The following is a 12109-nucleotide window of genomic DNA, read 5'->3' as shown; positions in this document are numbered from 1 at the left end:
CTAGCTAATGTTCGTTATCGAATAATATAAACAAAGGATACCCCCAGTTTGACAGGTGCAATGGTGGTCTTACTATCGTTGACCGCACCCGGTTTCGGAGTACCCTTATCATACTTAAACTGACGGTAGCGCAACACACCCACTCCGGCAGTTGCTTCGATGTTCCAATGATCGCCCAGCACCCATGCGTATCCATAGGTCAAACCGGCGGCGTATGCATCGCCTTTGTGATGCACATCTTTTACCATCATATCAAAATTATTCACGAAAGCGGTGATTCCAAGAAAATGACTCACCATCGGACGATTTAGCCAGTAACGAACTTCAGGCTGAAAATGCGTGAAAGTCGTTTTAAAGTTGTCTGTACTGATTGGGTTCGCAGCAATCCCCATGTTCAAGGAGACATGACTACCCAATACAAATTCTGCTTCTACATTCGGACTGGCGGTCAGCCAACCCAATGCATTTGTCTTTACAGCCACCCGTTGTGCGTGCACATGTACACCACAACATAATAACAGAAATGATAACGCAGCTATTACCCTGCGACCATTTCTCATCACATATACCATCATTTATTTCCCACTAAATATTTCCCACTAAATATTTACCCACAAAAAAGGGCTTACTGTCCATTTTATATACTACTTGGACAGAAAGCCACAAAATTAGAAAAAATATAGTATTAAAAACGTTTAAACACGCTTTTTTTGTTTTTTATTGCAACAATTTCCATCTTAGGCCATAATATACCATACTACGGATAAGATATACAATTTTTCTTTATTACCAATGAAACATCAGATACGCAACAACATAGGCTCCGACGAAGCATCGGATTTTATCTTCTTATCGCCGATAACAACCGTACAGGGAGCAGAAGAAATAATATACCATTTCCCTTCTTTCTTTTCGAGCAATACATTAGCGGCATTGTCGGTCTGAATCATTACCCCGGGTGCAACCAATTGGGTTCCATTCCCTAAAAACAACGTCCGGTTTCCTGCATATTCATTGCTGATAACAGCATAATCCGCTTTCACTTTCATTCCTTGATAAGTAGCGGTTTGTGCAGCATCAGATAGAGAGAAGATATGATCTATACGTCCATTTTTGCTTTTCACACAGATTCCGGCAAAATCTTCTAAACCTGCTCCTTCTACATCAAAATAAGAGACGGACTGAATAGCAGACGGTTCCTTTTTTGTACTCGGTTCATATATCGAAACAAAAGGACGATTCCATGCTTCTCCATGCTGACGGGCAACAAATGTCAGCGTCGGCTGCTCCTTTATATTATAGGGCATATTCGGTGTACGGCTTAGCCCTTCGGTCATTGGCGCCAAAGCCGTAAAGACTTCACGATCCGGTTCGCCTTTCATCCAAAGATTCATGTATATATCATCGCCGTCCTTATCTTTCATATCTATGGTGAAAGTTGCCTTGACATCCTTAGCGGTTGCAGCCACTTTCTTATCATATAAATAGGAATAAGCGTAAAGATGTGCGCCTGCAAAGGCGAGTTCTTCCGTAGGCTGGAGATTCAGGTCGCTGCCATCTGCTGCCGTCAATGTCAAAGTCTGCCCAAGGTTGTGATAAAAATAATCGTGCATCTTATCGCCTCCTTTCTCTTTCCGGCTGCGGAATACATCGACATAATACCCCGTCTCCGCCCCGGTAGTGACAATACTCATCATACGGGTCTGATCCGCCCTGCTTTCCGGTTCACGAAAATAAAGGTTACTGTAAGTAACGGACGTAAATGCTTTGCCCGGTTCCGCTGATGCCGGGAAACAGGAAAGCAAATCAAAAGAATGGTTACTTTTCATCACCGGATAGCTCGATATTCCATCCACACAAACTGTATTATGACTGGGGAATTGAGAATAATATTCCGCATAATCCAGTCCGCTGTACAGGAAAAGCCCGATACCTGCATCCGGCCCCAGTACGTATCCTTTTCCATAAAGTTCCATCGAAATGCCGTTAGCGTGCATGTGGTTCCCTTCACTGCCATTCAACGAAATCATCAAACTGTTGCGCGGATGCATACCGTTGCGCTGTACCAGCCATGACACATTGGGAGCATAAAACAAAGGAGAAACATAATCTTCTATCTTTCCCGGCTGCACTTTGGTATTTAGCGTCAGCGGTTTATCTTCAAAGAAAGAATTGACAGATACACGCACATTCTTCTTTTCTGTTTTATCATTTCCCAAATCCGGGTTCAGGCATTTCAATAAAGCCGTGAAATAGTTTTCCTGTTCTTTCTTCCCGTTCGCCTGTGCATTCTGTATCATACGGATAAAGAAATTCGTACTCAAATATCCCGGATGCGTATCTCCAAAGCCACAAATCATACGGTTGGGAAACAGATATTGGGGAGTGGTTGCTACCGCTTTCGACAATACAGGCATTGCTTTCACCAAATCATATTGCAGATTCGTATCAAACTGATTCACGAAATTGGCATAATCATTGATTACCACACTGCTATATCCCGGACATTCTGCCCAAATTCCCGTATTTATATCGAAACCATAATCTGCCAATCGCGTCAGACTCCACTGGCGGATGCTGGAACGGTTCATCACATAGTCGATATAATATTCACGTCCTTTTCCGTCGGCATATTCCTTATTGTCTTCCAATACCAATCCGACATTCATAATAAACCGTGCCTGTAGCAAATTCCAGTTGTTATGAGGTACACCGTTCGCAATGATATTATCCGCCCATTTCTTAAAAGCTCCGGCGTAGATTTCCATTTTATCCGGGTAATTGGCCTTTAGATAATTATATAGAAAATCGTATAAAGGTACAACGATATGGAGTGCGTCTTCATGGATGACTTCGAAAGAAGTCAATCCTACCAATGTTTGCTGATGGCCGTGATTCAGGTCGATGGGCACGTTTCTATAATAAATACCTGTCATATATGTATCAAAGACCCCTGCGGCAAGTTTAGCGAATTTCTCTTCATCCGTCATCCAATAAAGGAAAGCGGCATCACGGGCAATTCCCAGGATTTCGCAGTTCAGGCTTTCAATATTCCGGCCTGTTTTGGATGGGTGTACACTCTCCATAGGACGGTCGGGAAGTGCATTATTGCAGAAAGTGACATTCCCGTCCTCATCATCATAAGGAACGACATCCGCCAATTTGGGACGACCGTGGGTAGCAGCTGTGCCACGGATTCCCGTGTAGCGCACAGTGGGATAAGGAGCTCTTTCACCACCTGCATGGTCGAACGTTTCACCTTTCACATATACTTCCGTGGCATGAGACTTCCAGTACATTGCCAAACGAGACAGCAACCACGCCGGTTGAGCATCCGTCAGGTTCGTATATACTTCCGTCCGTTCCTTCAATTTATTGAAAACATCTTTCGCCCATTCTTCTTTTTTAATCAGCTTCCATGTTTCCTGCTTTCCCGCCGGAGTAGTCAGTACCCGCGGATGTGTCTGCGGCATCTTTTCCGGCAAAGGAATCTCTTGTCCGGATGCAATGTTCAGAAAGGATAGAAAACATAGTCCAAGTAAAATTCGTCTCATACTTCAGTTATATTTTTTAGGTTTGATACCTATTAAATACGAAGATAGAGATTTATTTACCTAAATCCTCCGTCAAAGAACAATTTTATTTGTACGAGACTACGCTGTTATTTCAAACAAAGAATTATATTTGCAAAAAACCGACTAACAATTCTGATACTTATGAAAATTTTATCTATCCATGATTTGGCAACAATCAGGAAGAGAGCAGAGCACAATCTTTCATTGCGCGAAGAAAGTAATGAAAAGGTGACTGAAAAGTGTTACGGACTGGCATCCGGTGCGCAACATCTTCAGATTTTGATCTGCGGTGGTACAGGCTGTAAGGCATCTTCCAGCCAGGGTATTACAGACAATCTTCTAAAAGCCATCCAAAAGAACGAAATCACCGACAAAGTAGAAGTCATCACCGTAGGCTGTTTCGGCTTCTGTGAAAAAGGTCCTATCGTGAAAATTATCCCCGATAATACCTTTTACACCCAAGTCACTCCCGAAGATGCGGAAGAAATCATCAACGAGCATATCATCGGAGGACGAAGAATCGAACGGTTGCTGTATGTAGATCCTAAAACGGAACATACCGTCAGCGACTCCAAGCACATGGATTTCTACCGGAAACAACTCCGCATCGCATTGCGTAACTGTGGTTTTATCGATCCCGAAAATATTGAAGAGTATATCGCCCGTGAAGGATACTTTGCATTGGCCGATTGCCTGCTTAACAAACAGCCGACGGACGTTATTGATATTATCAAACGTTCGGGACTTCGCGGACGTGGTGGTAGCGGTTTCCCGACGGGACTGAAATGGGAATTTGCCAACAAGCAACAGTCAGATGTCAAATACGTGGTTTGTAACGCCGACGAAGGAGATCCCGGTGCATTCATGGACCGTTCCATAATGGAGGGCGACCCACATTCGATTGTAGAAGCGATGTGTGTCTGCGGTTATTCCATTGGTTCCACCAAAGGATTAGTATATATCCGTGCCGAATATCCGTTAGCTATCAACCGACTGAAAACAGCTATCAATCAGGCACGCGAATACGGATTACTAGGAGATCATATCTTAGGAACAGATTTCAGTTTCGACATAGAAATACGATACGGAGCCGGAGCTTTTGTCTGCGGAGAAGAAACTGCCCTTATTCATTCGATGGAAGGAAAACGGGGAGAGCCGACTCTGAAACCTCCCTTCCCTGCCGAATCCGGTTATCTGGGAAAACCAACCAATGTGAATAATGTGGAAACGCTTGCCAATATTCCCATTATTCTAACCAAAGGAGCCGACTGGTTTGCAACGATTGGCACAGAACGTTCCAAAGGAACCAAAGTGTTTGCTCTTGCCGGAAAGATTAATAATGTCGGACTGATCGAAGTGCCGATGGGAACTACTCTTCGGGAAGTAATCTACGAAATCGGAGGAGGCATCAAAGGCGGAAAGAAGTTCAAAGCTGTACAAACAGGAGGACCGTCAGGCGGCTGTCTGACAGAAAAACATCTGGACACTCCCATTGACTTTGACAACCTTCTCTCGGCCGGTTCCATGATGGGTTCAGGAGGGATGATTGTCATGGATGAGGACGACTGCATGGTATCCGTAGCCCGCTTTTATCTGGATTTTACAGTGGAAGAGTCCTGCGGGAAATGCACACCTTGCCGCATTGGAAACAAACGTCTGTTGGAACTACTGAACAAGATTACAGAAGGAAAAGGCACAGAAAAAGACCTGGACACACTTGCCACTTTGGGACAAGTCATCAAAGATACGGCCCTCTGCGGACTGGGACAAACCTCTCCGAATCCCGTTTTATCCACATTGGATAACTTCTACGATGAATATATGGAGCACGTGCGGGATAAGACTTGTCGCGCCAAGCAATGTAAATCACTATTAACATATACCATCAGTCCGGAACGTTGCATTGGTTGTCATCTATGCGCCAAAAACTGTCCGGCGGATGCTATCAGCGGACTGGTGCGTAAGCCACATGTCATTGCTCCCGATAAATGTATCAAATGCGGCATGTGTATGGCACGCTGCAAATTCAACGCTATTCTTGTCTGCTAAAATCTTATTTACTATGGAAGAAAAACAAATTACTCTCCAGATAGACGGTCATTTCATCACTGTGCCCGAGGGAAGCACTATTCTTGAAGCCGCTATCAAAATCGGTATCAATATACCTACGCTGTGTCATATCGACCTGAAAGGAACCTGTATAAAAAATAATCCGGCTTCCTGCCGTATTTGTGTGGTTGAAGTGATGGGACGGCGCAACCTGGCTCCTGCCTGCGCTACCCGTTGCACGGAGGGCATGGTAGTAAAAACCAGTACCCTGCGCGTAATGAACGCTCGCAAAGTGGTGGCTGAACTGATCCTTTCGGATCACCCCAATGACTGCCTCACTTGCCCTAAATGCGGCAACTGCGAGCTCCAAACGTTAGCACTGCGTTTCAACATTCGCGAAATGCCTTTCAATGGCGGTGAGCTGTCCCCCCGCAAACGGGAAATTACCGCTTCTATCGTCCGTAATATGGATAAATGCATTTTCTGTCGCCGTTGTGAAAGTGTTTGCAATGATGTACAGACGGTCGGAGCATTGGGTGCCATCCGTCGCGGATTCAATACAACCATCGCTCCTGCCTTTGACCGAATGATGACGGAAAGTGAATGTACTTACTGCGGTCAGTGCGTGGCTGTCTGTCCCGTAGGCGCATTAACAGAACGTGACTACACCAACCGTCTGCTCGACGATCTGGCTAATCCGGACAAAGTAGTGATTGTGCAGACCGCACCTGCCGTACGGGCGGCCCTAGGTGAAGAATTCGGATTTCCTCCCGGCACTCTGGTAACCGGAAAAATGGTTTATGCACTGCGTGAACTGGGATTCGACTATGTATTCGATACTGACTTTGCCGCCGACCTCACCATCATGGAAGAAGGATCGGAAATACTAAACCGTCTGACGCGCTATCTCAACGGAGATAAATCCGTACGATTACCTATCCTGACTTCCTGCTGTCCGGCATGGGTCAACTTCTTCGAACATCATTTCCCGGACATGCTGGACATTCCGTCCACCGCCCGCTCCCCACAACAGATGTTCGGTTCCATTGCCAAATCCTATTGGGCGGAGAAAATGGGCATACCCAGAGAAAAACTGGTTGTCGTATCTATCATGCCTTGTCTGGCTAAAAAGTACGAATGTGCACGTGATGAATTCAAAGTGAACGGTATCCCCGATGTGGATTATTCTATCTCTACCCGTGAACTGGCACGACTAATTAAACGTGCCAATATCGGGTTCCCTCTCGTACTGGACAGCCCATTCGACAACCCGATGGGTGAATCGACAGGTGCCGGTGTCATTTTCGGAACAACAGGTGGTGTAATGGAAGCCGCCCTCCGTTCTGTCTATGAAATCTATACCGGAGAACCTTTGAAAAATGTAAATTTCGAACAGGTACGCGGACTAAATGGCGTCCGTCGTGCTACCATTAACCTAAACGGATTTGAATTAAAAGTAGGCATCGCACACGGACTAGGCAACGCTCGTCATCTACTGGAAGATATACGGAACGGACATAACGAATATCATGTAATCGAAATTATGGCTTGCCCCGGAGGCTGTATCGGTGGCGGCGGGCAGCCTTTGCATCACGGCAACTCGGAAATACTCTATGCACGCGCCAACGCACTTTACCGTGAAGACGCCAACAAACCTTTGCGCAAATCGCACGAGAATCCGTATATCAAGACATTATACGAGGATTATCTCGGCAAACCGCTAGGTGAGAAATCGGAAACTCTCCTGCATACGCATTATTTCAACAAAGCGATTGATTAACTTTTAAATGAAGAGTATTATGTCAGATATCAAACTAGCCTGTGACATGGCAGAGCAAATCAAAACGATCTGCGACAAGCATGGAAACAAACCGGGCGAACTTATCAATATTTTGCATGAGGCACAGCATTTGCAAGGGTATCTACCCGAGGAAACGCAACGGATTATCGCTTCCAAACTTGGAATTCCCGTATCGAAAGTGTATGGTGTCGTTACTTTCTATACTTTCTTTACCATGACTCCCAAAGGAAAACATCCCATCTCTGTTTGCATGGGTACAGCTTGTTATGTACGTGGTTCAGAAAAACTGCTGGAAGAGTTCAAACGTGTATTAGGTATCGAAGTCGGTGACACTACCCCGGACGGAAAGTTCTCATTAGACTGTCTGCGTTGTGTAGGCGCCTGCGGACTGGCTCCGGTAGTGATGATCGGCGAGAAGGTATATGGTCGATTACAACCGGTAGATGTAAAGAAGATTATTGAAGAATTGGAATAACCGAATTCCCGAAAACAATATAAAACAAACGGCTGCCTTGATAAGTCAAAACAGCCGTTCATTAATATTAAAATGTAAAAAAAATGATGCGGAGAGAACGAGATTCGAACTCGTGATACCCTTTAGGGGTATACACGCTTTCCAGGCGTGCCTCTTCAACCACTCGAGCACCTCTCCTTACAATTACCAACTAGAGAAAAAACTCTCCATAAAAACAGAAAGCAGCAAAAAGCTGCTTTCTAGCGGAGAGACAGGCTCTCGAACTTATACTTTCACAGAATCTCATAAAACCGCAAACAACTGATAATCAAGTGCAAATTACAACATAGAGTAAAACTAAATGTTTCTAAATGTCTTTTGCTATCTCAATAATTGGGTGTATATTTGGGTGTAGAATTTCAAACGCACCCAATTATGAATATCAAGCGCAACATCATTTTTGCATTGGAGAGCCGGAAAAAGAACGGTGTGCCAATCGTAGAGAACGTACCCATCCGTATGCGTGTCATCTTTGCCAGCCAACGCATCGAGTTTACAACGGGCTACCGGATTGACGTAGCCAAATGGGATGCAGACAAGCAGCGGGTAAAGAACGGATGTACCAACAAGCTAAAGCAGAGTGCAGCCGAAATCAATACGGACTTGCTGAAATACTATGCCGAAATCCAGAATATTTTCAAGGAATTTGAGGTGCAGGAGGTCATGCCAACGACCCAACAGTTGAAGGAAGCTTTCAACATGAGAATGAAAGACACCAGCGAAGAACAGCCGGAAGAAGCCCCTGTCAGCTTTTGGGAGGTATTCGATGAGTTTGTAAAAGAGTGCGGTAACCAGAATAACTGGACGGCATCCACCTATGAAAAATTTGCAGCAGTGAGGAACCACCTCAAAGAGTTCAAGGAGGATGCAACGTTCAACTATTTCGACGAGTTTGGATTGAACGAATACGTCAACTTCCTGCGTGATACCAAGGATATGAGAAACAGCACCATCGGCAAGCAAATGGGATTCCTCAAATGGTTCCTGCGCTGGAGCTTCAAGAAAGGACATCATCAGAACATTGCATACGATACATTCAAACCGAAACTGAAAACCACCTCGAAAAAAGTAATCTTCCTGACTTGGGATGAACTGAACAAGCTGAAAGACTACCAGATACCCAAGGATAAGCAATACCTGGAACGTGTGCGTGATGTTTTCCTGTTCTGCTGCTTTACGAGTTTGCGGTATTCGGATGTTCGCAATCTGAAAAGAAGCGATGTGAAGTCCGACCACATCGAAATAACCACAGTCAAGACTGCCGACAGCCTGACGATTGAACTGAACAAATACAGCAAAGCCATACTGGACAAATACAAGGACATCCATTTCGAGAATTACATGGCTCTGCCCGTCATCAGCAACCAGAAGATGAACGATTACCTGAAAGAGCTGGGCGAACTGGCAGAAATCAACGAGCCTGTACGGGAAACCTACTACAAGGGAAATGAACGTATTGATGAAGTCACACCCAAATACGCTTTGCTCAGTACCCATGCAGGAAGAAGGACATTCATCTGCAATGCGCTGGCTCTCGGAATCCCGGCACAGGTGGTCATGAAATGGACGGGACACAGCGACTACAAAGCTATGAAACCCTACATTGACATAGCGGATGATATTAAGGCAAATGCCATGAACAAGTTTAATCAACTATAAAAGTATCAAACAGTTTCATAGATAGTTATCAATGACTATATTTGTAGAAATTATCATCACAATATGAGCAACAAGGAATCCAACATAGAGAAAACGAATTTTGATGCATTCATACAAGCGGTCGGTTCGGAAATAGAACAGGCACAAGTAAGGCTGATTGTTGCAGCCAATGCACAAATGCTGTTCCATTACTGGAAGATAGGCAATTACATCCTTTATCACCAGCAGCTGCACGGATGGGGAAGCAAAATCATCAAGCAGTTGGCAAAGGCTATCCGACTGCATTACCCTGAAAAGAAAGGCTATTCGGAACGTAACCTTACCTATATGTGCCAGTTTGCAAAAGCATATCCTTTAAGAGCGTTGCAAAGTTTCATAGAAACAGATGCAAGCCTGTCTGTCCCAACCATACAGAGTGTGACCAATGAAGTATTAAAACTGAATGACAAGCAATTTACGCAGGAACTTACTGCGCAAATACAATCGATTGATTGTCAATCATTAGCAATTACGCAGGAAGTTCCTGCGCAATTTGAAGATGTGGGAAAAACCGTGTCTGCCATTTACAGGATGGGAATCAGGGAAATAGAAGAAGTTTTCTTGACCTCTCCTATAGCCAAAATAAACTGGACAAGCCAAATGACTATACTTGACAGTTCGCTACCTTTAGGTCTAAGCTACTGGTACATGAAGCAGTCTGTGGAAATGGGATGGAGCAGCAATGTATTGAAAATGCAAATTGACAGTGATTTGTATAGCCGACAAATCAGCAACAACAAGGTAAACAATTTCACGACCACACTTCCGGCTCCACAAAGCGACCTTGCCAATTACCTACTCAAAGACCCGTACATCTTTGATTTGGCAGGAGCCAAAGAAAAAGCAGACGAAAGGGATATTGAAGAACAGCTGGTGAAACACGTTACCCGCTACCTGTTGGAAATGGGCAACGGTTTTGCCTTCGTTGCCCGGCAGAAGCACTTCCAAGTCGGAAACAGCGATTTCTTTGCCGACCTGATTCTATATTCCATTCCGTTGCACGCATATATTGTCATAGAATTGAAAGCCACTCCTTTCAAGCCGGAATATGCCGGACAACTCAACTTTTACATCAACGTGGTGGATGATAAGTTGAGAGGAGAACACGACAACAAGACCATCGGTCTTTTGTTGTGCAGAGGAAAGGACGAAGTGGTTGCCCAGTATGCCCTTTCCGGCTATGACCAGCCCATCGGCATCAGCGATTACCAATTGAGCAAGGCGATTCCCGAGAAATTGAAATCAGCGTTGCCCAGCGTAGAAGAAGTGGAAGAAGAACTGGCTTCTTTCCTTGACAAGGATCCCCAATAATAAGAGTATGCCATGCAGAAAACGATAACAACCCTCATTCCTCAATACGGGGAGCTGAACAGAATCTGCAAAGATTGGATTGTAAGCCATACTTTCTCTTTTGAAAAGCAGAAATTCATCGTTGATTTCTACTCGGAATGGAGCGATATAAAGGCTTTTGAGCAAGCTATCCTTGAACTGGTGCTGCATACACCGCCAGAACCATGTACCCTGCTGCTGAAAAGTCTGAAAAAGGAAGTCAAAGAATACATACGGCTTTATGAATCTTACCGCCTTCTCCATGACGAAGTGATCATACGTGTATGCTACCAATACGCAGACCGCTACAAGGAAACCATCAAGGAAGAGATGGAAGTGGTAAACAGGCTGCGCAAACCGATGAACGAAGCCAACAACCGCTATGATTCCATTGGCTACCGAGAGCATACACCCGAAGAAGAAAAGCTGGCGGAAAGAGAATATGAGCGTTGCAAGGCTGAATATGAAAGGGAGAAAGCCCAGCTGGACCATCTTTATGAGCAGCAAACCCTTCTCTGGAAAGAAGCCCGGCAATACATGAAAAACCGTTGCGACGACATCTACCTGCTTAGCGTACACTTCATGGGCATCCTGACCAAATATGTACCGGACGAAGAAAGCCAACCGAACGAAGCAGACAGGCAGAGCCGTACAGACAGCCAGCCGGAAGCTGAAACTACAACCGCATCGACTACAGCTACGACTGCCGGATTGCCTGAATATTTCAGCATGAAGCTGATTTCCCTAATTCATGAAGTTTGTGCAGGGGAACAGTTTGAAGACATTACCGCACCGGATTTCTATGCCTGCATGAATCTGCATCCCTGCCAGTGCGTACTGAAAATAAAGCCAAGGGAAAAGATACGGGTATGCTATCTGATTTCCCTGATGAGGGAGCAGTTGCCGGGGCAGGATAAGGACAAATGGAAGGAAGCCATCCTGAAACACCTGGATATTGATGAAGACTATTACAAGTCCAAGTACAGGGAACCCGTTTCCGATTTACCCAGTATTCCCAACCAAAAGTTCGCCAAGGAAATGGACGGAATATTCCGATAACCCGTGATATTCCAATATATTTTACGACATGACCACTTATACCACTCAAAATAATTTTTGAGTGGTATTTTTATTTCTTGATAT

General features: G+C 44.8%; 8 protein-coding genes and 1 tRNA gene. 6 read left to right on the top strand and 3 right to left on the bottom strand.

Annotated features, from left to right (window positions below):
• Nucleotides 1-14: 14 nt before the first annotated feature.
• Both DXA54_RS07915 and DXA54_RS07910 read right to left on the bottom strand, forming a co-directional pair.
• Nucleotides 15-560, bottom strand: a complete 546-nt coding sequence (locus DXA54_RS07915) for a DUF3575 domain-containing protein (protein WP_004305849.1) — start codon at nt 558-560, stop codon at nt 15-17.
• A 240-nt stretch (nt 561-800) separates the two neighbouring features.
• A complete protein-coding gene (locus DXA54_RS07910) occupies nt 801-3554 on the bottom strand; it encodes a heparinase II/III family protein (RefSeq protein ID WP_120079175.1) in 2754 nt (917 codons plus the stop codon).
• A 162-nt stretch (nt 3555-3716) separates the two neighbouring features.
• Between DXA54_RS07910 and nuoF the strand changes: the two genes are divergently transcribed.
• From nuoF to nuoE, 3 genes are read left to right on the top strand one after another with little or no spacing between them, the layout of a single operon-like run.
• Nucleotides 3717-5624: an NADH-quinone oxidoreductase subunit NuoF gene (gene nuoF / locus DXA54_RS07905; RefSeq protein ID WP_120079173.1), complete on the top strand. Its 1908-nt coding sequence runs from the start codon at nt 3717-3719 to the stop codon at nt 5622-5624.
• A 13-nt stretch (nt 5625-5637) separates the two neighbouring features.
• Nucleotides 5638-7404, top strand: coding sequence for an NADH-dependent [FeFe] hydrogenase, group A6 (locus DXA54_RS07900; RefSeq protein WP_004305843.1), 1767 nt, complete (start codon nt 5638-5640; stop codon nt 7402-7404).
• 19 nt (nt 7405-7423) lie between these two features.
• Nucleotides 7424-7900, top strand: a complete 477-nt coding sequence (gene nuoE / locus DXA54_RS07895) for an NADH-quinone oxidoreductase subunit NuoE (protein WP_004305841.1) — start codon at nt 7424-7426, stop codon at nt 7898-7900.
• A gap of 89 nt (nt 7901-7989) precedes the next feature.
• Here nuoE and DXA54_RS07890 read toward each other — a convergent pair.
• Nucleotides 7990-8077, bottom strand: a tRNA-Ser gene (locus DXA54_RS07890).
• 237 nt (nt 8078-8314) lie between these two features.
• On the opposite strand from DXA54_RS07890, the gene DXA54_RS07885 reads away from it, so the two are divergent.
• From DXA54_RS07885 to DXA54_RS07875, 3 genes are all read left to right on the top strand, one after another.
• A complete protein-coding gene (locus DXA54_RS07885) occupies nt 8315-9598 on the top strand; it encodes a site-specific integrase (protein WP_007756660.1) in 1284 nt (427 codons plus the stop codon).
• Nucleotides 9599-9661: 63 nt separating this feature from the next.
• Complete coding sequence (locus DXA54_RS07880; RefSeq protein WP_007756662.1) at nt 9662-10948, top strand: YhcG family protein; 1287 nt, start codon at nt 9662-9664, stop codon at nt 10946-10948.
• Nucleotides 10949-10960: 12 nt separating this feature from the next.
• Nucleotides 10961-12025: a hypothetical protein gene (locus DXA54_RS07875; protein ID WP_120079171.1), complete on the top strand. Its 1065-nt coding sequence runs from the start codon at nt 10961-10963 to the stop codon at nt 12023-12025.
• Nucleotides 12026-12109 lie beyond the last annotated feature (84 nt).

The sequence above is a fragment of the Bacteroides sp. OF03-11BH genome, assembly GCF_003604005.1.
GTDB classification, from domain to species: domain Bacteria; phylum Bacteroidota; class Bacteroidia; order Bacteroidales; family Bacteroidaceae; genus Bacteroides; species Bacteroides ovatus.
This window is presented reverse-complemented; position numbering and strand designations above follow the sequence as displayed.